The organism is Streptomyces sp. NBC_00461 (genome assembly GCF_036013935.1).
Taxonomy (GTDB): domain Bacteria; phylum Actinomycetota; class Actinomycetes; order Streptomycetales; family Streptomycetaceae; genus Streptomyces.
In genome coordinates, this window is sequence record NZ_CP107902.1 from 2,451,103 (window position 1) to 2,472,226 (window position 21,124).

Here is a 21,124-nt window from a genome sequence, read left to right on the forward strand (position 1 = left end):
CCCGCTGTAGGGTGCATTTCCATGGCGGAATCATGGGTCAATTCGGCGGAGCGGATCGGGGCCGACCTGCATCTGGAGCTGACCGCAGCGGGCGGGCGGCGGGCCGCGCTCATCGAGGCGCTGCGCGAGGCCGTGCGCGGCGGGCGGCTCGCCCCCGGCACCCGGCTGCCGCCGTACCGCTCGCTCGCCGCCGACCTCGGTGTCGCCCGCAACACGGTCGCCGACGCGTACGCGGAACTGGTCGCGGAGGGCTGGCTGACCGCCCGCCAGGGCTCGGGCACCCGGGTGGCGGCCCGTAGCGAACCTCTCCGCCACGCTCCACGCGTGCCCCGGAACGCACCTGCACGCGCGCGTGGGTCCAAGGCACCCGCACACACGCGTGGCCCCCGGCACGATCTGCGCCAGGGCACCCCGGACGCGTCCGCTTTCCCGCGTGCGGCCTGGCTCGCGTCCTACCGGCGAGCATTGCAGCAGGCGCCCAACGAGGTGTTCGGGCCCGGTGATCCCGCCGGTCGGGTCGAGCTCAGGGAGGCGCTCACGGAGTATCTGGCACGCGCGCGCGGTGTGCGCACCGAGCCGGACCGGATCGTGATCTGCTCGGGCTTCGCGCACGCGCTGCGCCTGCTCTTCGCCGGCCGGAACCGGATCCTCGGCGGACCACTGGCCGTGGAGGCGTACGGGCTGCCCTTCCACCGGGAACTGCTCACGGCCGCCGGCGTACGGACGGTGCCACTCCCCCTCGACGAACACGGCGCCCGTATCGACCGGTTGGCACGCGAGCGCGCCGTGCTGCTCACGCCCGCCCACCAGTTCCCGACCGGCGGACCGCTGGCCGCCGACCGCCGTTCCGCGGTGGTCGACTGGGCACGCGCGCGTGGCGGAGTGGTCCTGGAGGACGACTACGACGGGGAGTTCCGTTACGACCGCAGGCCCGTCGGCGCCGTCCAGGGTCTCGATCCCGAGCGGGTGATCTACATCGGCTCGGTCAGCAAGAGCCTGTCACCCGCGGTGCGGCTCGGGTGGATGGTGCTGCCCGGGCGGTACGTGGACGGCGTGCTCGCGGCCAAGGGCGAGCGGGAGGCGTGGGCGAGCGTCCTGGACCAGCTGAGCCTCGCCGACCTCATCACCTCGGGGTCGTACGACCGTCATGTACGGCGCATGCGACAGCGATACCGGAGCCGCCGCGACCGACTCGTCACGGCACTCGCCCCGCACGCGCCGCGGATCGAGGTGACCGGAGTCGCGGCCGGACTGCACGCGGTGCTGCGACTGCCGCCGGGCACCGAGCCGTCCACCGTCAAGGCCGCCACCTGGCAGGGCGTCGCGCTCGACGGGCTCGCCGAGTTCCGGCACCCGGACACCGACGCGGCCTCGGCCGCGCCCGACGGTCTCGTGGTGGGCTATGCGACGCCCTCGGAACACGCCTACGGGACCGCACTGGACGCGCTGTGCCGGATCCTGCCGCCGGGCGACCCCGACCACCCCGACGACCCCGACGACCCCGCGTGATCCACTCGCCGACGGGACAGTTCTCACCGCTGCTCGGCACCCATCAATTCAGCAGCAGCACAAGGGAGTTCAGAGGTCCAGAAGTCCAGAAGTCCATAGGTTCCGGAGCCGGAAGCCAGAGGTTCAGCGAACATCACGCAACGCCGTCACGAGAGCAGGAAGTCGGCTTCCCCCGCCTTGGCACCCTGGATGAACGCCGTCATCTCGTCGGTGGTGTAGATCAGCGCCGGCCCGTCCGGGTCGGTGGACTGGCGTACGGCGATCCGGCCGTCGGCGAGCTTCATCGCCTCCAGGCAGTTCCCGCCGTTGCCGCCGCTCCACGGCTTGTGCCAGCCCTCGCTGCCCAACTCCCGCGCGGGCATGCCGTTGTAGACGTGTTCGCGCGGCTTGATGCGATCCATTCACAGCTCCTTGCGGAGGTCCCGGAGGATCTCCTTCGTGCGATGTGCCGTCGCGGCCTGCGCCGCCATGCGGTCCATGACCTCGAGGTGGGTCGCCACCTCCGCGCGCGCGTCGAGATAGACGGCGCCGGTCAGGTACTCGCTGTAGACCATGTCCGGCAGTTCTGACATGGCAAATCGGAACAGCACGAAGGGCCCGTACGTGCCGGGGTGCGGCCCGTTGGTGAACGGCGCGACCTGCAGGGTCACGTTGGGCAGCTTCGCGGCCTCGAGCAGCTTGTCGATCTGGGCACGCATCACCTCCGGGCCGCCGACGGGGCGGCGCAACGCGGTCTCGTCGAACACGGCCCAGAACCGGGGCGCGCCCTGACGGGTGAGCAGTTCCTGGCGTTGTATGCGCAGGGCCACATGACGCTCGATGTCGTCCGGCCTGGTCTGGCCGATCGCGCCCGACCGCAGCACTCCTCGCGCGTACTCCTCGGTCTGCAGCAGGCCGGGCACGAAGTGCGGATCGTACGAGCGGATCAGGGCGGCCGCACCCTCCAGGCTGACGTACATGGAGAACCAGCCGGGCAGGATGTCGTGGAACCGCTGCCACCAGCCCGGCCTGTTGGCCTCCTCCGCCAGCCGTACGAAGGCGTCGGCCTCCTCGTCCGAGACGCCGTAGGACTTCAGGAGCAGCTGGAGGTACGGGATTTTGAGGCCGACCTCGGCCATCTCCATGCGGCGGACGGTGGCGGGGGCGACACGCAGGACGCCAGCCGCCTCCTCGCGCTTGAGGCCGGCGCGCTCCCGCAGTTCCAGCAGACGGCGGCCGAGGACGACTTGACCGACCGTCGGCGCGGACCGCGGTTCACTCACGCTCCACCTCCACTGGCCGCCGAGAGTCCGAAAAAGCATGCTGACAGCCCTACGGCGCCATTCGAAGACCTATTCGAAGATCTGTACGGATCTCCGTCGATCCCAACTGGCGCCGCTCAAGGTGCTGTTGCGAGCAGTGTGCCACGGCACTTCACCGTGTCACACGCACTCTGCATTTTTCAGAGTGACACTTGCCAAGTGTTCACGGCGGGGCGATAGTGGCAAGCGTGATTCCGTCCGCGCCCTTAGGAACAGACGCTGCCGCAGGCCGCCCCCTCGGTCTCGGTGCCGCCCCGGGAGTGAGGCCCGACAGGGCCGCTGCCGAGCGCCGGTTCCGTTTCGAGCTGGCCGCACATCCGGGCTCTCCCGCGCAGGCCAGACGCCTGACGAGGGCCCGGCTGAACGTGTGGTCGGTGTGCGAGGACATCTGCGACACCGCGACTCTGGTCATCTCCGAGCTGGTCACCAACGCCCTCATGCACACGGCGAGCAGCCACATAGTCTGCGAGCTGCACGGCGGTGACGACCTGGTCCGCATAGCCGTGCGTGACGAGGGTTGCGCACCGGGTGAGCCCCATCCGTCGCGGGCGCGGCCCGATGAGGAGCACGGGAGGGGATTGCTCCTCATCGACGCGCTCTGTGACGCATGGGGCGCCCATGAACACGGCCCGGGGCTGCTGGTCTGGGCGGAGCTGCCGCGCAAGGCGGACACACCCCGTCACGACTGCGGCCCCTGCAACGATCTGGGCTGGGGAGCCCGCCCCAAGCCGGGCCCGGCCGGCGGTTCGGGCGACGAGGACGAGACCGAGGCGCACCACCGGCAGCACGGGACGGGAGGCGCATGGCGGTGAGGGCTGCGTCCGGGGGTCAGGTGCTGAGCCTGGACACGCTGGTCCGCCTCCGGCGCGGACTGCACACGCCGGGTGCGCCCCAGCGGCTGCCCTTGCCCGAGGGCATGACGACCCCGCTGGGCTGCGACGCGGTGGAGGTGCCCGCGCGCTTCGGCCCGCTGGTGCTGCCTCGGCTGCCACGCGTGGGGTGCGTCTACGCCGACGAGGCGCACTGGTGGTGGCTCGTCCCCTCCGACTCCGACTACGCGCTCGAGTGGCCGGAGCCCACGCAGTACGCCGCCGGGGCGGTAGTTCCGGACGCCCCGGCGGTCCCCGACCTCATCCACCGGCCGTCCGGCACGGTCCCCTACACCCCGCCGATCCCGCTGTATCTGGTCCTGTGCCGGGTCACGGGGACGACACCCGTATGGTCACGACCGGCCGCCGCGTGACCCTCGTGATTGCGTAAACATCGCCCTCTCAGGGCGTACGCCAGCGCGCTGATCCCTCTCCGACATACGCCCTCCCCCGATGGACCCGGCCCCGCGATAGTGGCCGTTCGTCGAGGTGAACCGGGGGAGGCTTCGGTGGGGATGACACAGGGCTCGGGCCGACGGGGGAAGACACAGGGCCCGGGAGGGCGAGGGAAGACACAGGGCCCGGGAGGGCGGGGGAAGAGGGGCAGTGTCGAGGCACCCGAGGTTTCCGAGGCACCCGAGGTCTCCGAGTCGGAGCAGCTGCTCTTCGGGGGGCCGTTGCGCTACGACATGGGCTGGAACCAGCACCGGGACGCGTTTCTGGAGCTGAACTTCCGGGCCATGGTGACGCGGCTGCCGGCCCTGCTGGGGTCGAGTTTCCGGCTCGCCTGGCAGGCCGACCGGCGGGCGGCGCGGACCGTGCTGATGGCCGAGGTCGGCCGGGGCGCGATGCAGGCGGTGAGCCTGCTCGCGGTCAACAGCGTGCTGGGCCGGCTGATCACCGGCGGTCCGATCGAGGACCGGCTGCGCGGCGCCGTTCCCGCGCTGGTCGCGATGGCCGCGGTCATGCTGGTCGGGGCGCTGCTGCGGGCGGCGTCGACGTATGCCACCGGACGCCTTGAGCCCAAGGTGGAGCGGGTGGCCACGGAGCTGTATCTGGAGCGGGCGGCGGCCGTGGAGCTGGCCGCGATCGAGGACCACGCGTTCCACAAGCTGCTGGACACCGCGCAGTACGGCGCCTCCTCGGCCCGGCGGATGATCTCGTACGCCACGCGCGTGGTGAACGCGATGATCTCGCTGATCGCGGCGGCGAGCGTGCTGACCGTGCTGCACCCGGCGCTGCTTCCGCTGCTCGCGACGATGACGCTGCCGAGCGCGTGGAGCGCGCTGACGAACGCCCGGCGCCGCTACGAGTCCTTCCACATCTGGGTGCAGCACGCGCGTGCCGGGCATCTGATCAGCGGGCTGCTCACCGAGCCCGCCGCCGCACCGGAGATCCGGGTGCACGGCATCGGCCCCTTCCTGCTGCGTCACTTCCGCGCGATGTCGGAGGCCGCGGAGGCGGAGCAGGCCCGGCTGGCCCGGCTGGCCGCGCGCACCGGGCTGATCGCGGCGACCTGGACGGGCCTCGCGACCGTGGCGACGTACGCGACGCTCGGCGGGCTGCTGCTCACCGGAGCGATGGCCCTGTCGGTGGCCGGCACGGCCGTGATCGCGATCCGCACGGGTTCATCGAGCCTGGACAGCCTCGTCCTGGAGATCAACGCGCTCCACGAGGAGGCCCTGTTCGTCGGCGATCTGCAGAAGCTCTACGTCGAGGCGGCCGAGCGGGCGATTCCGGTCGGCGGCCACCCGCTGCCCGAGGACCCGCGGGAGATCCGCTTCGAGAACGTCACCTTCAGCTATCCGGGCGAGTCGGCCCGCCCCGCCCTCGACGACGTCACGCTCACCCTCCCGCTCGGCCGGATCGTGGCGCTGGTCGGCGAGAACGGCTCCGGCAAGACGACCCTGATCAAGCTGCTCGCGGGCCTGTACACGCCGGACGCGGGCCGGATCCTGTGGGACGGCGTGGACGCGGCGACCGCGGACCGGCACCAGCTCGCCGAACGGGTCGCCATGCTGGCCCAGGACTTCAAGCGCTGGCCGTTCACGGCCCGTGTCAATGTCGCCGTCGGACGCTCCTCGGTGCCTCTCACCGAGGAACGCATGGCCACGTCACTCGCCCAGGCCGGGGCGCAGGACGTGGTGGAGGATCTGCCGCGCGGCCTGGACACCCTGCTGGCCCGCAACTTCAGCGGCGGCCACGAGCTGTCGGGCGGTCAGTGGCAGCGGCTCGGCATCGCGCGGGCCGCCTACCGGCGCGGCCGGATCCTGGTCGTGGACGAACCGACGGCGGCGCTGGACGCGCGGGCCGAGCTGGAGGTCTTCGAGAAGATCCGTGCGCTGGCCTCGGCCGGCCAGACCGTCGTCCTGATCACCCACCGGCTGGCGTCGGTGCGCCACGCGGACCTGGTGCACGTCCTCGACCAGGGCCGCCTCGCGGAGTCCGGCACCCCGGACGAGCTGCTGGCGAGCGGCGGCATCTACGCGGAGCTGTACTCGCTCCAGGCGGAGCAGTTCACGGCGCCGGTGCCCGCCCCGAAGGCGGGCTGACGTCACCTCGGACCGTCACCTGAACCCGCTCAGGCCGTCACGTCGGCCGCCTCACCCGGGCGGACGATCACCAGGAACATGTCCGTCGCCAGGTCCATGACCACCTCGGCGGGCAGTCCTTCCAGTCGCCGCGCATGCGCGAACTCCTCCGCGGGCCACGAGCCTCGCGGCCCACCTGCGGGAAAGCGTTCGAGCACTGTTCGCCCGTTCACCATCTCGCACCTCCAGAAAGCGTCGTTGTTGGAGTTAACGCCTTCCAGGGGCCGAACGCCTCGCTCAGTTGCGGGACTGAGACGTAGTTGACACTCGTTCACTGCGGAGTGTGAAGTTCCGGTCACCATGCGGTCACATGCGCTACCGAACGTGTCAGCTCTCGTACTCGTCGTGATACCGGACGCGCTCGCTCCCCGCCGGCGCCCCGAGAGCAGAGGCGCGCCCCTTGGGCTCCTCCCACTCCTCCTGCCGGCCCAGCGCGGTCAGGTCGAGGAAGCCGGTGGTCGAGCCGAGCCCGTCGAGGCCTCGCTCGTACGTCGAGTAGGTGTGGAAGACCCGCCCGCCGTCCCGCAGGAAGCAGCTGACGCCGGGCCGCTCGACCGACTCCCCCTCGCGCTGCAGGGTCACGTCGAAGTCGCGGTTGAAGTCGCTGCCGTACGACGAGTACCAGGGCACCGTCCACCCCATCCGCGCCTTGAACGGCAGGATCTTCGTGTACGGCGCCCGGGAGACGGTCGCGAACGTCGTCCCCCGCGCCCCCAGATGCGCCAAATGCCCGATCTGATCCAGGAACCCCGAACAGCTGCGGCAGCCGGTGTCCCACTCGGGCGCGAACATGAAGTGGTAGACGACGAGTTGGAGCCGTCCCTCGAACAGGTCGGGCAGGGTGGCCTTCCCGTCGCCGCCCTCGAAGACGTACTCCTCGTCCACCTCGACCATCGGCAGCCTGCGCCGCTCGGCGTTGAGCGCGTCGCGCGCGCGTGTGGCGGCCTTCTCCTTGGCGAGCAGTTCCTCGCGTGCGGCACGCCACTGCTCGCGCGAAACGATCTCCGGAAGCGACATGGCCCCTCCTGTACAACGGTCCGTTCCGGGTGGTGACCGACGGGAGGGGCGGAACTCATCGCCGCCCGGCAGATTTTTTCGAGCAGTTCCGGCAGGTTCTTCTCGACGGGTTCAGGTCGAGTACGTCACCGGGAGTTCGACCAGGCCTCGAGCGCGCAGGGAGCGGCGCCACCGCAGCTCGTCGTCCGCGAGGCCGAGTTCGGGGAAGCGCTCCAGCAGAGCGGCCACGGCGATCTCGGTCTCGGCGCGGGCCAGGGGTGCGCCCAGGCAGTGGTGGATGCCGTGGCCGAGGGCGAGGTGACCGGAGGCGTCGCGGGTCAGATCGAGTCGGTCGGGGTCGGGGAAGCGGTCCGGGTCGCGGTCGGCGGCGGACGGGGACACCCAGACCGTCTCGCCGGCGGGGACGGTGACACCTCCGATGGTCACGTCCTCGACGGGGAAGCGCCGGATGGCGAGCAGCGCGGGGCCTTCATAGCGGAGGAACTCCTGTACGGCGGCCGGCAGTTGCGTCATGTCCTTGCGCAGGGCGGCCAGCTGCTCGGGGTGTTGCAGCAGAGCGAGCACGGCGTTGCCGATGAGCTGCACCGTGTTCTCGTAACCGGCGAAGAGGATGAGGAAGGCGAGGGACATCAGTTCGTCCTCGCTGAGCCGGTCGCCCTCCTCGCGCACGGAGATCAGGTCGGACAGCAGGTCGTCGGCGGGCGCGCTGCGCTTGTCCGCGAGAAGCCTGGTGAAGTAGCCGAGCATGGCGACGACCGCTTCCCTGGCGGCATCGGGCCGCGCAGCCGGGTCCGGGGCGACGAGGGTGTCGGTCCAGACGCGGAAGTCCAGGCGGTGCTGGTCCGGGATGCCGAGCAGGTCGCAGATGACGGTGATCGGCAGGGGCGCGGCATAGGCGGCGATCAGGTCGGTGGTGCCGTGCGGGCCGAGCGCGTCGAGGAGTCGGTCGGCGGTGCGGCGGATCGGCCTGCGGAGCTGCTCCATGCGGCGCGTGGTGAAGGCGCGGCCGACCAGGCGGCGGATGCGGGCGTGGTCGGGCGGGTCCATGTTGAGGAGGTTGGCGTCGAGCGCGGGCGGCAGGGAGAAGCCCTTGTAGGTGCCCGCGGTGGCATGCCGTTTGTCGAGCGAGAGCCGCGGGTCGGCGAGGGCCGCGCGTACGTCGTCGTAGCGGGTGACGAGCCAGGCGGGCGTGCCGTCCGGTCCGGCGATGCGGTGCACGGGCGCGGTGTCGCGCAGCCGCCGGTAGACGTCGTAGGGGTGGTCGAGGAGGCCGTCGGCGGGATCCATGGGTTCAGCCTAGGGGCGCCGGGGCCCAGCCTGGGGGCGCCGGGGCCGCTGCGAGATCACCTGCCCGACTGCGTTATGCCCTGGGCGAGTTGGCCGACTACGTCAAGGACTCCCTGGCCGAAGGCGGTCGGGGCGATCAAAATGCCGAACACCAGCACGATGGCCACGGTCAGCTTCTCGTCGTTCCTGCTTCGGGCCTCCGTGCGGCGCCCCAGCCGCAGGACGATGATCACTGCGAGCAGCACCGCGACATCGATCGTCAGCTCCACCGGCCGGCCCCCCGTCAGGCGTCTGCGTCCCGGCCTTCATGTGTAGCGTGAAACCACTTCGTGTGACTCCCCGGTCACTGGTGGTTGGCGCCAAAGTACTGCTCTGCGACCGGTTTTCAGGTCTTGTATTCCTGGACGCGTCGGCCATGGCTCCGGTCGAGAAGCGCCGGCATCCGCTCCCCCAACTCCCGTACCACCGCAGGGACATCGAGGACGAGCAGCTCGCGGTCGCGCATCAGCACCCGCCCGTCGACGATGGTCGTCCGTACGTCGGAGGACCGGGCGCTGTGCACGAGGGTGGCGGCGAGGTCGTGGACGGGCTGGGTGTGCGGGCCGGTGAGGTCGACGAGGATGATGTCCGCCCGCCGGCCGGGGGCGAGCGCGCCGAGAGTGTCGCCGAGGCCGACCGCGCGGGCGCTCTGCAGCGTCGCGTGGTGCAGGGCCTGACGGGAGGTCAGTCGGCGCGGGTCGCCGGTGGTGGACTTCTGGATGAGCGCGGTCAGCGCCATCGACTCCCACACGTCGAGGGAGTTGTTGGAGGCGGCGCCGTCCGTGGCGAGTCCGACGGGCACGCCGATGTCGTACAGGGCCCGGATCGGTGTGGTGGTGGGCCAGGCGAACTTGAGGTAGCCGCGGGGCGCGGTGGCGACGGCCACGCGGCCGGCGGCGCCTTCGAGGACGGGCAGGTCGCGATCGACGATGCCGGTGCCGTGGGCGATCAGGACGTCGGTGTCGAGGATGCCGGTGCGCTGGAGGATCCCGATCGGGGTGACGCCGTGGCGGTCGAGGCAGGCCTCGGTCTGGTCGCGGTTCTCGGAGGCGTGGATGTGGACGGGGAGGCCGTGTTCGCGGGCGAGTCGGGCGGTGGCGGTGAGGTCGGCGTCGTCGACGGTGTACGGCGCGTGCGGGGCGAGGGCGGTGGTGATGCGGCCGCCCGCGCCGCCCCGGTGCCGTAGCGCGAACTCCAGTGATTCCTCCCGGCCTTGAGGGCCCTGGGAGGAGAAGTACGCCTGCCCGAGATGAGCACGCATGCCGCTCTCCTCGACCACGGCGGCGACCGCGTCCATGGCGAAGTAGTGGTCGGCGAAGCAGGTGACGCCGCCGCGGATCATCTCGGCGCAGGCGAGCCGGGCCCCCAGCTCCACGTCCTTCTCCGTGAGGTTGGACTCGACGGGCCACACGACGTCGTTGAACCACTCCTCCATGGGCAGGTCCTCCGCGATCCCGCGCAGCGCGACCATCGGTGCGTGCGTGTGACAGTTGACCAGGCCGGGCATCGCGACCTGTCCGCGCCCGTCGATGTGCTCGGCCGCAGCGAGGTGCTCCACCGCTGAGGCGGTCGTCACCGACTCGACGACTCCGTTGCGTACGACGACGGCGGCGTCCTCCTCGAACCCGATCCGTTCCTGCTCGTCGTGCACGAGGACAGTGCATCCGGTGATGACGAGATCGGCGGGAGAGTCCGTCATCCCGCCAACGTACGACGCCGTCGTCGGCCGGCGTGAGCCGAACCGCGCATCCTGTCGCCCCCGGTCGCGGAAATGGCCGGTCTCGGGGACCCTGTCCTCACCACAGCTCGCCGCACGGCTTCTGGAAGGGGCCCGGCATGCTCCTCGGCACCTGGAATCTGGAGAACCTGTACCGGCCCGGCGGCCCCTTCGGGCCCAAGGACAAGGCCGCCTACGAGACGAAGCTCGCCGCCCTCGCCGCCGTCATCACGGAGCTCGACCCGACGCTGCTCGGCGTGCAGGAGGTCGGCGAGCCCGAGGCACTGAAGGACCTGGTCGGCATGCTGGACGGCGACTGGCATGTCGCGCTGTCCGGGCACCCGGACGGCCGGGGCATCCGGGTCGGCTTCCTCAGCCGCACGGCGGTTCAGGTGCTGGCCGACACGAACGCGCTCCCGGCGACGCTGCGCCCCGTGCAGGAGGACGACTCCGGCGCGCAGGTGTCGGCGGCGGGGCGCGGCTTCCTCGCCGTGGAGGTCGCTACGGACGCCGGGCCGCTGCGGGTCGCCGTGGCCCACCTCAAGTCGAAGCTGCTGTCGTACCCGGGAGGCCGTTTCTTCCCCCACGACGAGGGTGAACGGGCCCGCTTCGGCGCCTACGCCCTCTACCGTCGGGCCGCCGAGGCGACGACCCTGCGCGCGCTGGCCGACGACCTGCTGGCCGGGGACGGACGCGCACGGGACGTCGCCGTGCTGGGCGACCTCAACGACGAGGTGCAGGCCGCGACCACCCAGATCCTGCTCGGCCAGCCCGGCTCCGAGATCGGCACACCGGGCTACGACAAGCCGGACAAGGGCGACGCCGAGCGGCTGTGGGACGTGGCCCCGCTGATCCCCGCCGAGCAGCGCTACTCCCGCGTCAACTCCGGGCGACGCGAGCTGATCGACCACATCCTGTTGAGCCACCGCCTGGTCCGGCGGGTGACGGCGGCGGGAACGGGGCTGCCCGGTGAAGGAACGCTGCGGCTGCCGTCGGTGGGTCCGGATCCGGCGGAGCGACAGGGCGAGCCGGGGTCGGACCATGCGCCGGTGTGGGTGCGGGTGGGGCAGTAGAACCATGGCTGGTCAGCGGCCCTGTTCATGGTTCAGGCGGGCCAGGAGCAGGTTCGGGTCCGGCTCGGCGGCGAAGTCGAAGTGGGCGACGACGCGCGGCTTGGACACGACCGGTTCGTCGCCGGACGCGGGAGCCGACGCGAGCACGCCCAGGGCGACGGCGATCACGGCGATACCGGCCAGGTGCGGGAGTCGGGGCATGGGCCTCTCCTCGGGCTGGGGCGCGGGCCACCGGTGTGGCGCCAGGGGCAGCCTGCGGTACGCCGGTCGGCGCGCCCCGGAATCGCGGCCTGGAGATCGCCCGCGCGGCTCACGGGCTCCGGGACTCAGTGCGCCTCACCGTCCGGCCGATGGGTGACCCGGATCTTGGACTGCCCGTGCGGAAGCTCCTCCCAGTCCTCCATGAACCGGGCCCGCAGTCCGTACCTCCCGGCCAGCGCGACCAGGGTCTCGGTCCGGTAGTAGAAGTCCTCCCGCAGCACCTGGTGCTCCTCCCCCTCCGTACGGTCGAAGGTGAAGTCGAACCAGCCACCCGGCGCGAGCACCCGCCCGACGTTGGCCAGGCACTCCTCGATGACGGGCAGCGGCGAGTGCGAGAACACGCTGTGCGCGTGTACGACGTCGAAGTGGGCGTCGGGCAGGAAACGCAACGTCAGGTCGCGTACGGGCGTGAGGGTGGGCAGTCGCTTCTCCAGGCCCATCTCCACGAGCGTGTCCTGCGCGGCGCCGAGGATGTCGGGTGAGATGTCGATGCCGTAGTAGTGCCCGGGCTCCAGATGGCGGATGAACCGCCAGCCGCCGCGCAGGTTGCCGCAGCCGATCTCCAGCATGCGGTGCTCGGGCCGCAGGCCGTGGCCGACGAGGTAGTCGAACTGCATGGCCCCCAGCGCCAGCCAGCGCTCCCGGTCGCGGCTGCCGACGGCCGCGTCCGGGTCGGCGCGGGTGTCGGAGCGCATCACGGCGCGGTAGTAGGAGATGTGGTCCGGGTGACGGTGGCTGAGCCACAAGTCCCGGGCGGCACGGGCGAGATGGCGGGGCACGCGGTCGGGGTGGCGCAGGGCGTAGGTGATGCGGTGGCCGAGGGCGGCTCGGTTGGCGGTGAGGTTCCTGGCGGGCATGTTTCCCGGCCTTTCCGAGGTGGCGGTGGGTACTGCTGCAAGCCTCGGTGCGGGAGCACGGGCTCCTGCTCGGCCGACGGGCGCTGTTCGCCGGACGGTTCGGGTGATCGCGATGTCAGCCGATCGGTTGATGCGGTCCCGGGTCGGCCGCGTTAGACACGGAGCATGGAGAACTCCACCGAACCGGACGAGCGCCGGCTGACCGCGGTCGTCCATGCCGCGTTCTTCCTGCTGCTGTGCTCCTCGTTCGCGCGCTTCCTGACCCGCGACCAGGGCGGCGTACGTACGGGATGGGTGGTGGCGCTGTTCGCGGCGTTCCTCCTGCTCTACGTCCTAGGCCACTTCCTGGCCCCGCCCCCGCGCGCCGGAACCCCGCCCACCGTCCGGCACCTGGCCTGGCTGGGCTCGGTGTCCGCGGTCTGGGTGACCCTGCTGGCCCTCGCGCCGAGCGCCACCTGGTGCGCGATGCCGCTGCTGTTCGCCGGTCTGTACGCCCTGCCGCCGCGGATCGCGGTGCCGCTGGCCGCCGTACTCACGGCGTTGGTCGTGGTGTCCGAAGTGCGGGTGGCGCAGGGCGCGTTGAACCCCAACATGGTGGTGGCCCCGCCCGCCGTGGCCGCGGTCGCCACCGCCGTCTTCGTCCATCTGCAGCGCCAGGCTTCCCGGCAGCGTGCGATCGTCGACGACCTGCTCCGCACCCGCCGCGATCTCGCGGCCACCGAACGGCGGGCGGGCGTCCTGGCGGAACGCCAGCGCCTGTCCTGCGAGATCCACGACACTCTCGCGCAGGGCCTGTCCAGTCAGCGGATGCTGCTCCAGGCCGCCGAGCGCGTGTGGGAGACGGACCCGGACGCGGCCCGCGCGCACATCGGCAGGGCGGCCGACATCACCTCCCGCAGCCTCGCCGAGGCCCGCCGTTTCGTCCACGACCTGGCACCGGCCGACCTCGCGGAGAACGCCCTGCCGACGGCGCTGAGTTCACTGGCCGACCGGGAGAGCGGGCCGGGTCTCACCGTCGGCTTCCGGCTCGACGGCGACGTCGGCCCACTCCCCGAACGTATCGAGTCGGCCCTTCTGCGGATCGCCCAGGGCGCCCTGGCCAACGTACGCGAACACTCCGCCGCGACCCGGGCCGCGCTCACCCTGACCTGCCTGGGCGACGAGATCTCGCTGGACGTCGCGGACAACGGACGGGGGTTCGACACGGCCGCACTGCCGACGGAACCGGACAGGACACGCGGCCACGGGCTGCCGGCCATGCGCATCCGGGCCCACCAGTCGGGCGGCACGCTCACCGTGGAGTCGACGCCGGGCGAGGGCACGGTCGTGTCGGCCGCGATCCCGCTGACCCCGAACAAGCCCTCGGCTCCTCAGAAGGCTCAGACCCTGAAGGAGGTGGCCACATGAGTACGGCGCCCGTCCGTCTCCTGCTGTGCGACGACCACGCGGTGGTACGGGCCGGACTGCGCGCGCTGCTGTCGAGCGCCGACGGCATCGAGGTGGTCGGTGAGGCGGGCAGCGGTGAGGAGGCGCTCGCCATGGCCGCGCGCCTGCACCCCGATGTCGTACTGATGGACCTCCAGCTCGGTGAGGGCATGGACGGCGTGACGGCGACCAGGCGGCTGACCACTCAAGGAGACACGCACGTCCTGGTGTTGACCATGTTCGACACGGACGCCGACATCACCCGTGCCATCGAGGCGGGCGCCACGGGATACCTGCTGAAAGCGGAACGCCCGGACGAGCTGTTCGCGGCGATCCACAGCGCCGCGTCCGGCCGTACGGCCCTGTCGGCACCCGTCGCCGACCGCCTCCTGGCCCAGCTGCGCAGCCCCCGCCCGACCCTCTCCGAACGCGAACACGAGATCCTCGGCCGGCTGGCCCAGGGCCTCGGCAACCGGGAGATCGCCCGAGCGCTGTTCATCAGCGAGGCCACGGTGAAGACCCATCTCGGCCGGATCTACGGCAAGTTGGGAGTGGAGACGCGGTCGGGCGCGGTGGCGGTGGCGAAGGAGCGGCGGTTGCTGAGGTGATGCCGCTACACGGCCAGGGGCAACTCGGGAAGTCGTAGCCTTGTCCGCTCGCGCTCCGTCTCCAACTCGCCCAGGATCTTCGTGAGTTGCTCCCGATCGCTGTCCGAGAGGCGACCCGAGTCGTCGAGGTGCACGGCGCAGGCGGTGGTGGTGTCCACGAGCCGTTCGAGGGTGGCGACGACCTCGTCCGCGCCCTTCGAGTGCCGGGCGAGCGCGGGGAGTTCGGCGGCGGCGAGGACGATGGCGGCGTGGGCCTCGGCGAGCGTGCGGTAGGCCTCGCGGCGGAGGGTCCAGCGGGTGGCGCGGGAGTCGGCGGCGGGTTCGAGGGAAGCGTGGCCCGATCCGATGGTGACGGGGCCGGTTGCCGGGTCCGGGTCGTGGGACTCACGCAGGACGTGCGCGAGGTAGGCGTACGCCGCGCGGCTCGCCGCCGAGACGCGTGCCCGCACCCCCCCGCCCCGCTGCCCCGGCATCGGCAGATGCCCGACGAGGAGCACGATCGCGCAGGCCAGCAGCGTCTCGCCGATCCTGCTGGCGGAGGCCTGCGGCTCCCCGCCGACCATCACCAGGGCGAGGACGAGGACGGTGACGACCGCGGTCTGGGCGGCGAAGTGCCGTGTGGCGACGGGGATGAGGGCGCCGCTGACGGCCACGAGCGCGATGAGCCCCTCCGGCCGGGGCAGTACGGCGGCGAAGCCGGCGAAGAGCAAGGCCCCCAGAACCGTCCCTGCCGCGCGGTTGAGCACTCTGGACGCGAGCGGCCCGAGGTCGGGCTTGACGAGGAAGACGGCGGTGGCGGGCAGCCAGTACCAGTGCGCGTGCTGCCCGTACCAACGGCTGTGATGCAGGGCCTGCGCGACGGCGGCACTGGCCCCGAAGCACAGGGCGACGCGCAGGCCGTACTCCCGCCCCCCGGCGCCGAAGGTGAGCCGGAGCAGGTCCCGGGCCGACCGCCGCCGGGTGTGCAGGTCACCGCCGTTGCCCTGGTCGAAGGCCTCCGCGGCGCGCAGCAGGGCGTCATCGAGGGCGCGCAGGGCGGGACCCGAACGGTTGGGGGCCGGCAGCGGCCCGGTGTGCGTGTTCTCCCGTACGGCGGCGGCGAGTCGCCGGGGCGCTTCGGACGCCCGCCCGGTGACGGTCTCCCCGGCCCACGCGAGGGCCGTCGCGGCCTCGCCGAGCGGCAGCGCGGCGGCGTACTGCGCGTGCAGCCGCCGCTCGGCGGAGGAGGAGGCGTAACGCCGCAGCCGGGGCCCGGCGAGGGCGTCCTGCGCATGGTCGAGGGCGGCGGTGAGCGCGACGCGACGGGCGGTGGCGTCGTCGGTCCCGGCGGCATCGAGGAGGTCGGCGACGGCGTCGTACACGGCGGCTACGGCGTCCCGCTCGCCGTCGAACCGGAAGTCGCCGGCGATGGCGCCCGGGGTCGGAAGGGCGAGGCGCAGCGCGAGCAGCCACCCTGCCCCGGCGAGGAAGGCAACCGCCCTCAGCCACCCGGCCTCCGGGACCGGCATCCCGGCGCCCACGGCGGAGGCGACGAGCACCTGCGTACCCGCGGCGGAGGCGACGGGCCCGATGGCACTGACACCGCCGGCGAGCAGCCCGATGCCGGTGAGGAGAAGGGTGAGCGCGACCGCTCCGACATGGTCCCCGGCGTAGGTCCCGACGAGGAGCCCGCCGGCCCCGGCGAGCGCGGGCAGCCCGAGCCGCCTGACGGACACCCGACGGCTGCCGGGCCGGTCGTTGATCCCGGCGAGCATGGCGGCGATGGCGGCTACGACGCCGAGGGAGGTGCGGTCGAGAAGGACGGCGGCGAGGAGGAGGGGGCCGGCGGCGAGGGTTCCGCGTACGACCGCGCTCCAGGGAACCGGGCCGCGCTGGGCACGGAGCGCGTGGGCGAGCCAGGGCGGTAGGGCGAACGGTACGGCGGGGCGGGACACGGGGCTCCTGTCGTCTCGACGATGGCGGGGTGAGCCTTCGGGCGACGGTGGCCGGGCTGTGGACTGGTGTGGTGTCCACGGTAGATCGCGACCTTGGAGGAATGGGGACGCTCGTATTTCCAGGATGTGACGATCGAAGGGAAAGCCGCGTTCTTTATGAACAGAATCCCGGTACGGCGGCTGCGCGCCTGCGGAAACGAAGGCGGACCCGGGGGCGTAGCCTGCCCCCGGGCCCTGTGATGCCGCCCCTGTTCACCCGCCGGCACGCTTGAGGGCTCAGGTCAGCGTCATGTCGCCCGCCACCGTGAAAGCGGACGCGAAGAGCGCCTCCGCGCCGGTGATGACTTGAGCCAACGCCTCGGGATTCGCGGCCAGTTGACCGAGGACCGCATCGATTTCCCGCAGCCCGGCCCGCTCCAGCAACCGCTTCTCGTTCGTCACCCACTCCCCTCGCGCCGCCAGCACGGCGTGCCCGTTCTGCACGGCGGCCGCGGCGACGGCGCCCGCGACCTCCGTGAGGTGGCCCGCTGGGGCATGGTTGGCCTTCGTGTAGGCGAGGGTGGCGTGGGCGGTGCCACGCCAGCGCGCGGCAGCGGAGAGGCGCAGCTTCTCCGGATACGCGGCCGGTCGGGGAGCCTCGCCCCGGAGCACCTGGTTGATGGCCAGCTCCGCGACAACCAGGTAGCTCGGAATGCCGACGAGGTGAAACATCAACGGCTCCACCCGAAACCGCCCTTCCTCCGCCTCCACCAACTCACGCTCCACGACGTCGAGATCGCGGTAATGGACGTCGACGCGTCGCCCGTCGATCGTCAGCCAGGCACCGCCATTGAACACACCGCCGCCCCAGCCTCCGACCTCGGAGACCTCGCCCTCCCAGCCGAGGGCACGGAGGTCGGCGGGGTCGAAGGGTCCGCGATAGTAAACGGCCATGTCCCAGTCGCTGTCGGGCCGGTGAGTGCCCTGAGCGCGGGAACCACCGAGGGCGACAGCCTGGACGGTGGGGAGGGTGGCGAGGCGGTCGGCGACGGTGTCGAGGAAACGCTGGTCGTCTCTGTTCATCTCAGCCATGGGGCCAGCCTGCCCTTCACGCGCCCGCCGGTGCCATGCGTTATCAACGAAGCCGGGCCAACTTCGGTACCACGCACACATCCCGTGAAATTCGGATGCGGCCCCGGTCGGCAGCCCGGACCATCGTTCAGTTGTCCCGCGTCTGTTCCAGGAGCCGCCCCGTGATCCGCCGTGTCACCTCTTCCGCCCTCTTCCCGCCGCCCACCTACTCCCACGCCTCCGTCGTCGAGGCCGGGACCAAGCTCGCGTTCCTTGCCGGTTCCGTCCCCCTCGACGCCGAGGGGAAGCTGGTCGGCGAGGGAGATCCCGTGCGGCAGGCCGAGCAGGTGCTGGTGAATCTCAGGGAGCAACTGCGCGCCGTCGGCAGCGACTTGGCGCATGTCGTCGCGACCGATGTGTACGTGGTGAGCGGTGAGACCGCCGTACTCTCCGCCGTCTGGGACGTCGTCGAGGCGTCCGGGCTCAGCGTCGGACCGCACTCTTCGACGCTGATGGGCGTGGCGTGTCTCGGGTACAGCGGACAGCTGGTGGAGATTACGGCTACCGCTGTTGTTCCCGAAGGCTCATGACGACCGTAGGCCTCCGTGGAGGCCCGCAGGTCTCCGTAGGTCCCCCCATTTCTCAATAGGAGGCTGCACATGTTGATCGAGCATCGCGGGCGCCGTCCCGTGGTCCCCGAGTCCGCCTACGTGGCGCCGACGGCCGTTCTCTGCGGTGCCGTCACCCTCGGCGAGCGCGTCCGCGTGCTGCACGGCGCCGTACTCACCGCCGAGGACGGCGAGGTCCGGGTCGGCTCGGACGTCGTCGTCATGGAGAACGCGCTGGTGCGAGGGCGCGCCGGGCACCCCGCCGTCATCGGTGACGCCGTACTCGTCGGACCGCACGCCCATGTCAACGGGGCGGCCATCGAGGACGAGGTCTTCGTCGCCACCGGGGCCGCCGTCTTCCCGGGTGCCGTCGCCGGCGCCGGATCCGAGCTGCGGATCAACAGCGTGCTGCAGGCCAACTCCGTACTGGCGCCCGGCACGGTCGTACCCATCGGTTGGATCGCGGCCGGAGCACCGTCGGCGCAACTCTTCTCACCCGAGCAACATGACGAACTATGGGCTGTGCAGCGTGAGTTGGACTTCCCGGGCACGGTCTACGGGGTCGCCCGCGGCACCTCCATGCGGGACATCATGGCGCGCCAGGTCGACTTCTACGGCGCCCATCAACACGACCGCCCCCTCGACCGTTGATCACGGCAGACGATGACTACGACTTCGCCTTCGACTACGACCACGACTACTGACGGGATCCGCACTTGCCTGCCGAACCATCCGCAGCTTCCGCACCGTCCGCGGTGGAACTCCGGCGGGCCGCCTCGGTCCCCGATGCCGACGCCGACGCCTCTGCCGCAGCCGACGTCTGGCTGAGTTCCTTCGCCGCCGCGCTGCCGACGGTCGTCAGCCCCCGTTCAGCCGACGAGGTGCGCGGCTACTTCCGGGATGTCGTGGTGCCCCTGCGGGAGACCTGGGTCGCGGACGCCGGGGCAGGTGGCGGGATCGTCGGGGTGATGGTGCTCCACGACGACGAGCTCTCCCAGCTCTACCTGCAGCCCGACTGGCGTGGGCGAGGCATCGGTGATCGGTTCGTCGCGCTCGCCAAGGAGCGCAGACCGGACGGGCTCGGTCTGTGGACCTTCCAGGTCAACACGCCGGCCCACCGGTTCTACGAGCGCCACGGCTTCGTCGCCGTCGAGTACACGGACGGCAGCGGGAACGAGGAGCGGGAGCCGGACGTGCGCTATGAGTGGCAGCCCTGAGGGCGGCCCGCAGAGGCCTGCCGCCCCGCCTCCCCGCCCCTAGTCCGATGACCGGGACCGTGATGCCGGTAGGCCCAGTCAGCCGCCTGTGCCGCGAGCTGGACCAGGTCCGGGTCGCTGTCGTCGCCGTCGAGGTGGCGGTATTCGACGGCGGTGAGGATGACGATCCGTTCCCGCAGGCCCAGGTGGTCGTAGAACCCGGAGGTGAGGATGTCCGCGGCGGCCTCGCCCGCCGGGGCGCCCGCCGCGTGGTGGGCATGCACGAGCGCTTCGAGCTCGCGCAGGTAGGTGACGTAGTCGCGTACGTCCTGCGGGCCCATCACCGGACCGTGTCCGGGGACTACCACCTCGGGGTCCAGGGCGAGGATCGTCTCGGCGGCGGCGGCGATCCGGGCGAGCGGGCCGTTCCAGTGGACGGGGTGGTCGTCGGCGAACAGGACGTCCCCGGCGCAGACGACTCCCTGCTGAGGGAAGTGAACGATGAGGTCGCCGGCCGAGTGCGCCGGGCCCACCTCGATCAGTTCGGCCTCGATGTCACCCACCCGCAGGGCATGCCGGCCGGAGAAGGTGGTGGTGGGCGGGACGGACTCGACGCCCTCGTACGTGTAGCGGCCGAAGTGTTCGCGCGCGTACCAGCCGAGCGGCTGGTCGGCCGGTGTCTGGTGGGTGAGGAAGTGCATCTGCTGCGGGGAGGGTTCGCGGCAGAGGTGCTCGGCGCTCGCCTTCGTGGCGATGATCTCGGCGCCCGGGAAGCAGCCGTTGCCGAAGGTGTGGTCGCCGTTGACGTGGGTGTTGACGATCGTCCGCACGGCCGCGGCCCCCGCGGGCAGGACCGGCCGGGCGGCGGCGATGAGGGCCTCGGTCATGGGACGGTCGTACGGGGTGTCGACCAGGGCCGCCTGCTCGCCGGAGGTGACGAGCAGACAGTTGGCGAAGCCCCAGGTGCCCGCGTGGCCCGGGGACCACAGGTGGAGTCCGTCGGCGACCGGGGTGAGTCCGTCGGGAAGGTTCATGCCGTTCATTGTCGGTGAAGGTGATCACAGGTTCTGCGGTCGCCCCCACACCCGCCTCTTGCGCTCCGGCGTCGCGTAACTCCCGACCCTGCTCGTCCTCAGCCCCATCGTCACCAGCGACTCCGCCAGCTTCACCGCCGCCGCGACCCCGTCCACCACCGGCACCCCGAGCTTCTCCCCCACCACCTGCTGCAGTCCGGTCATCCCGGCGCACCCGAGCACCAGCACCTCGGCGCCGGCCTCCAGCGCCCGTTCGGCCGCCGTCAGGAACGCCGCCTCCGTGCGGTCGGCGTCCCCCAGATCGAGAACTCCAAGACCAGTGCCGACCACCGCGGCGCAGTTGCGCCCCACCCCGGCCAGCTCCAGGCTGTCCTCGATCTGGCCGCAGGAGCGCTCCAGTGTCGTGACGACCCCGTACCGCCGGCCCAGTAAGCACGCCAGATGCGCCGCGGCCTCCGTGATGTCGACCACCGGCGCGTCGACCAACTCCCGTACGCCCTCCCGCCCGTGCTCCCCGAAGCCCGCCATGACAACGGCGTCGTACGGCGGCCCCTCGTACGTCCGCAGCAGATCGATGACGGCCGCGGCCGACAGATAACTGTCGAGCCAGCCCTCCGCCGACTCGGGGCCCCAGGTGGGGGTCAGCCCGAGCACGGTGGTGCCCGGGCCTGCTGCGGCCCGGGCACCCCGTACGATCTCCTCGGTCATCTCCTGCGTGGTGTTGCAGTTGGTGACGACGATCCGCACT

At 71.6% G+C, this 21,124-nt stretch carries 23 protein-coding genes; 10 read left to right on the forward strand and 13 right to left on the reverse strand.

From position 1 onward, the window contains the following. Window positions 1-21: 21 nt before the first annotated feature. A complete protein-coding gene (pdxR, locus tag OG870_RS11710; protein ID WP_266585474.1) occupies window positions 22-1,509 on the forward strand; it encodes a MocR-like pyridoxine biosynthesis transcription factor PdxR in 1,488 nt (495 codons plus the stop codon). Between the two features lie 146 nt (window positions 1,510-1,655). On the opposite strand, the gene OG870_RS11715 is transcribed toward pdxR, so the two are convergent. Further along, a complete protein-coding gene (locus OG870_RS11715) occupies window positions 1,656-1,910 on the reverse strand; it encodes a DUF397 domain-containing protein (RefSeq protein ID WP_266512350.1) in 255 nt (84 codons plus the stop codon). Then, window positions 1,911-2,771: a helix-turn-helix domain-containing protein gene (locus tag OG870_RS11720; RefSeq protein ID WP_266512353.1), complete on the reverse strand. Its 861-nt coding sequence runs from the start codon at window positions 2,769-2,771 to the stop codon at window positions 1,911-1,913. Between the two features lie 218 nt (window positions 2,772-2,989). On the opposite strand from OG870_RS11720, the gene OG870_RS11725 reads away from it, so the two are divergent. From OG870_RS11725 to OG870_RS11735, 3 genes are all read left to right on the forward strand, one after another. Beyond that, window positions 2,990-3,622 (forward strand): ATP-binding protein, encoded by a 633-nt coding sequence (locus tag OG870_RS11725; RefSeq protein ID WP_266512355.1) that lies wholly within the window; start codon window positions 2,990-2,992, stop codon window positions 3,620-3,622. Beyond that, complete coding sequence (locus tag OG870_RS11730; RefSeq protein ID WP_266512358.1) at window positions 3,613-4,053, forward strand: hypothetical protein; 441 nt, start codon at window positions 3,613-3,615, stop codon at window positions 4,051-4,053. The genes OG870_RS11725 and OG870_RS11730 overlap by 10 nt, the downstream gene beginning before the upstream one ends. Window positions 4,054-4,368: 315 nt before the next feature. After that, window positions 4,369-6,231, forward strand: coding sequence for an ABC transporter ATP-binding protein (locus tag OG870_RS11735; RefSeq protein ID WP_266520160.1), 1,863 nt, complete (start codon window positions 4,369-4,371; stop codon window positions 6,229-6,231). Window positions 6,232-6,260: 29 nt separating this feature from the next. On the opposite strand, the gene OG870_RS11740 is transcribed toward OG870_RS11735, so the two are convergent. The 5 genes from OG870_RS11740 to OG870_RS11760 all read right to left on the reverse strand — a co-directional run bounded on the left by OG870_RS11740 (window position 6,261) and on the right by OG870_RS11760 (window position 10,312). After that, window positions 6,261-6,446 (reverse strand): hypothetical protein, encoded by a 186-nt coding sequence (locus OG870_RS11740; protein ID WP_266512360.1) that lies wholly within the window; start codon window positions 6,444-6,446, stop codon window positions 6,261-6,263. A gap of 151 nt (window positions 6,447-6,597) precedes the next feature. Continuing rightward, window positions 6,598-7,287: a DUF899 domain-containing protein gene (locus OG870_RS11745; protein ID WP_266585472.1), complete on the reverse strand. Its 690-nt coding sequence runs from the start codon at window positions 7,285-7,287 to the stop codon at window positions 6,598-6,600. Between the two features lie 111 nt (window positions 7,288-7,398). Beyond that, window positions 7,399-8,574 (reverse strand): cytochrome P450 family protein, encoded by a 1,176-nt coding sequence (locus OG870_RS11750; RefSeq protein ID WP_266585470.1) that lies wholly within the window; start codon window positions 8,572-8,574, stop codon window positions 7,399-7,401. Window positions 8,575-8,630: 56 nt separating this feature from the next. Continuing rightward, window positions 8,631-8,843: a hypothetical protein gene (locus tag OG870_RS11755; RefSeq protein ID WP_266585468.1), complete on the reverse strand. Its 213-nt coding sequence runs from the start codon at window positions 8,841-8,843 to the stop codon at window positions 8,631-8,633. 116 nt (window positions 8,844-8,959) lie between these two features. After that, window positions 8,960-10,312 carry an amidohydrolase gene (locus OG870_RS11760; protein ID WP_266512370.1) on the reverse strand — a complete coding sequence of 451 codons (1,353 nt, stop codon included), beginning with the start codon at window positions 10,310-10,312 and terminating at the stop codon, window positions 8,960-8,962. Window positions 10,313-10,449: 137 nt separating this feature from the next. On the opposite strand from OG870_RS11760, the gene OG870_RS11765 reads away from it, so the two are divergent. Further along, complete coding sequence (locus OG870_RS11765) at window positions 10,450-11,403, forward strand: endonuclease/exonuclease/phosphatase family protein (protein ID WP_266923677.1); 954 nt, start codon at window positions 10,450-10,452, stop codon at window positions 11,401-11,403. A gap of 12 nt (window positions 11,404-11,415) precedes the next feature. On the opposite strand, the gene OG870_RS11770 is transcribed toward OG870_RS11765, so the two are convergent. After that, window positions 11,416-11,604, reverse strand: a complete 189-nt coding sequence (locus OG870_RS11770) for a hypothetical protein (protein ID WP_266585464.1) — start codon at window positions 11,602-11,604, stop codon at window positions 11,416-11,418. Window positions 11,605-11,729: 125 nt separating this feature from the next. Next, window positions 11,730-12,521: a class I SAM-dependent methyltransferase gene (locus OG870_RS11775; protein WP_266512377.1), complete on the reverse strand. Its 792-nt coding sequence runs from the start codon at window positions 12,519-12,521 to the stop codon at window positions 11,730-11,732. 165 nt (window positions 12,522-12,686) lie between these two features. Between OG870_RS11775 and OG870_RS11780 the strand changes: the two genes are divergently transcribed. Together OG870_RS11780 and OG870_RS11785 are read left to right on the forward strand one after the other, a co-directional pair. Beyond that, entirely contained in the window at window positions 12,687-13,928 is a 1,242-nt protein-coding gene (locus OG870_RS11780; protein ID WP_266585463.1) for a sensor histidine kinase, read from the forward strand. Beyond that, window positions 13,925-14,554, forward strand: a complete 630-nt coding sequence (locus OG870_RS11785) for a response regulator (RefSeq protein ID WP_266512383.1) — start codon at window positions 13,925-13,927, stop codon at window positions 14,552-14,554. Before OG870_RS11780 ends, OG870_RS11785 begins: the two co-directional genes overlap by 4 nt. 5 nt (window positions 14,555-14,559) lie before the next feature. Here OG870_RS11785 and OG870_RS11790 read toward each other — a convergent pair whose 3' ends face one another. Beyond that, window positions 14,560-16,488: an FUSC family protein gene (locus OG870_RS11790; protein ID WP_266512385.1), complete on the reverse strand. Its 1,929-nt coding sequence runs from the start codon at window positions 16,486-16,488 to the stop codon at window positions 14,560-14,562. A 276-nt stretch (window positions 16,489-16,764) separates the two neighbouring features. After that, a complete protein-coding gene (locus tag OG870_RS11795) occupies window positions 16,765-17,559 on the reverse strand; it encodes a nucleotidyltransferase domain-containing protein (RefSeq protein WP_266512388.1) in 795 nt (264 codons plus the stop codon). Window positions 17,560-17,720: 161 nt separating this feature from the next. On the opposite strand from OG870_RS11795, the gene OG870_RS11800 reads away from it, so the two are divergent. The 3 genes from OG870_RS11800 (at window position 17,721) to OG870_RS11810 (ending at window position 19,363) form a co-directional block, all read left to right on the forward strand. After that, a complete protein-coding gene (locus OG870_RS11800; protein ID WP_266512391.1) occupies window positions 17,721-18,128 on the forward strand; it encodes a RidA family protein in 408 nt (135 codons plus the stop codon). Between the two features lie 69 nt (window positions 18,129-18,197). Next, window positions 18,198-18,797 (forward strand): gamma carbonic anhydrase family protein, encoded by a 600-nt coding sequence (locus OG870_RS11805; RefSeq protein WP_266585461.1) that lies wholly within the window; start codon window positions 18,198-18,200, stop codon window positions 18,795-18,797. 65 nt (window positions 18,798-18,862) lie between these two features. Continuing rightward, window positions 18,863-19,363: a GNAT family N-acetyltransferase gene (locus OG870_RS11810; RefSeq protein ID WP_405623938.1), complete on the forward strand. Its 501-nt coding sequence runs from the start codon at window positions 18,863-18,865 to the stop codon at window positions 19,361-19,363. On the opposite strand, the gene OG870_RS11815 is transcribed toward OG870_RS11810, so the two are convergent. Next, window positions 19,345-20,376, reverse strand: coding sequence for an MBL fold metallo-hydrolase (locus OG870_RS11815; RefSeq protein ID WP_266841104.1), 1,032 nt, complete (start codon window positions 20,374-20,376; stop codon window positions 19,345-19,347). The two genes, OG870_RS11810 and OG870_RS11815, sit on opposite strands and share 19 nt — an antisense overlap. 24 nt (window positions 20,377-20,400) lie before the next feature. Then, window positions 20,401-21,123 carry an aspartate/glutamate racemase family protein gene (locus OG870_RS11820; RefSeq protein ID WP_266512401.1) on the reverse strand — a complete coding sequence of 241 codons (723 nt, stop codon included), beginning with the start codon at window positions 21,121-21,123 and terminating at the stop codon, window positions 20,401-20,403. Window position 21,124 lies beyond the last annotated feature (1 nt).

Bases quoted from the DNA above. Each gene is read 5' to 3' on its own strand.
- pdxR (WP_266585474.1), top strand. From the start codon at position 22: ATGGCGGAATCATGGGTCAATTCGGCGGAGCGGATCGGGGCCGACCTG.
- OG870_RS11715 (WP_266512350.1), bottom strand. From the start codon at position 1,910: ATGGATCGCATCAAGCCGCGCGAACACGTCTACAACGGCATGCCCGCG.
- OG870_RS11730 (WP_266512358.1), top strand. From the start codon at position 3,613: ATGGCGGTGAGGGCTGCGTCCGGGGGTCAGGTGCTGAGCCTGGACACG.
- OG870_RS11735 (WP_266520160.1), top strand. From the start codon at position 4,369: ATGGGCTGGAACCAGCACCGGGACGCGTTTCTGGAGCTGAACTTCCGG.
- OG870_RS11740 (WP_266512360.1), bottom strand. From the start codon at position 6,446: ATGGTGAACGGGCGAACAGTGCTCGAACGCTTTCCCGCAGGTGGGCCG.
- OG870_RS11745 (WP_266585472.1), bottom strand. From the start codon at position 7,287: ATGTCGCTTCCGGAGATCGTTTCGCGCGAGCAGTGGCGTGCCGCACGC.
- OG870_RS11750 (WP_266585470.1), bottom strand. From the start codon at position 8,574: ATGGATCCCGCCGACGGCCTCCTCGACCACCCCTACGACGTCTACCGG.
- OG870_RS11760 (WP_266512370.1), bottom strand. From the start codon at position 10,312: ATGACGGACTCTCCCGCCGATCTCGTCATCACCGGATGCACTGTCCTC.
- OG870_RS11765 (WP_266923677.1), top strand. From the start codon at position 10,450: ATGCTCCTCGGCACCTGGAATCTGGAGAACCTGTACCGGCCCGGCGGC.
- OG870_RS11770 (WP_266585464.1), bottom strand. From the start codon at position 11,604: ATGCCCCGACTCCCGCACCTGGCCGGTATCGCCGTGATCGCCGTCGCC.
- OG870_RS11775 (WP_266512377.1), bottom strand. From the start codon at position 12,521: ATGCCCGCCAGGAACCTCACCGCCAACCGAGCCGCCCTCGGCCACCGC.
- OG870_RS11780 (WP_266585463.1), top strand. From the start codon at position 12,687: ATGGAGAACTCCACCGAACCGGACGAGCGCCGGCTGACCGCGGTCGTC.
- OG870_RS11785 (WP_266512383.1), top strand. From the start codon at position 13,925: ATGAGTACGGCGCCCGTCCGTCTCCTGCTGTGCGACGACCACGCGGTG.
- OG870_RS11795 (WP_266512388.1), bottom strand. From the start codon at position 17,559: ATGGCTGAGATGAACAGAGACGACCAGCGTTTCCTCGACACCGTCGCC.
- OG870_RS11805 (WP_266585461.1), top strand. From the start codon at position 18,198: ATGTTGATCGAGCATCGCGGGCGCCGTCCCGTGGTCCCCGAGTCCGCC.
- OG870_RS11815 (WP_266841104.1), bottom strand. From the start codon at position 20,376: ATGAACCTTCCCGACGGACTCACCCCGGTCGCCGACGGACTCCACCTG.